At 57.8% G+C, this 346-nt stretch carries 1 protein-coding gene; it reads right to left on the bottom strand.

Annotation, left to right across the window (positions count from 1 at the left end; translation table 11 throughout):
- The coding region (locus tag NR126_RS28585) for a signal recognition particle receptor subunit alpha (RefSeq protein WP_256832511.1) at positions 1 to 179 on the bottom strand (179 nt) is incomplete at its 3' end.
- Between the last annotated feature and the right edge of the window lie 167 nt (positions 180 to 346).

Raw genomic sequence — 346 nt, 5'->3', positions numbered from 1 at the left:
ACCGCACGCTCCTTGACCGAGTTGACGAAGTCCTTGACCACAGGCAAGGCGACGTCGGCTTCCAGCAACGCCATGCGCACTTCGCGCAGGGTGTCTTTAATATTGTCCTCGGTCAGCTTGGCCTTGCCGGTAACGTGGCGCAGCGTCTGCGAGAGACGGTCAGTCAAGTTTTCAAACATGCGCGATCCTTTCAGGCCCTATTCATCGAAATGCATTGGTAGACCGAGGTAATGACGGCCCAGGCTGTGGTAAATCGCTATTAAAAACAGCGCTCGGCGAGCCTGCGGCGTGGGCAGGTCGCGGATTATAGCGAAGACTGCGCCTGTGCACACCCGCTGTCTGGCCT

Source organism: Pseudomonas sp. Pse1, from assembly GCF_024519635.1.
GTDB lineage: Bacteria > Pseudomonadota > Gammaproteobacteria > Pseudomonadales > Pseudomonadaceae > Aquipseudomonas.
The sequence above is the reverse complement of the archived record's forward strand: the minus strand, read 5'-3'. Positions and strand labels throughout refer to the sequence as shown.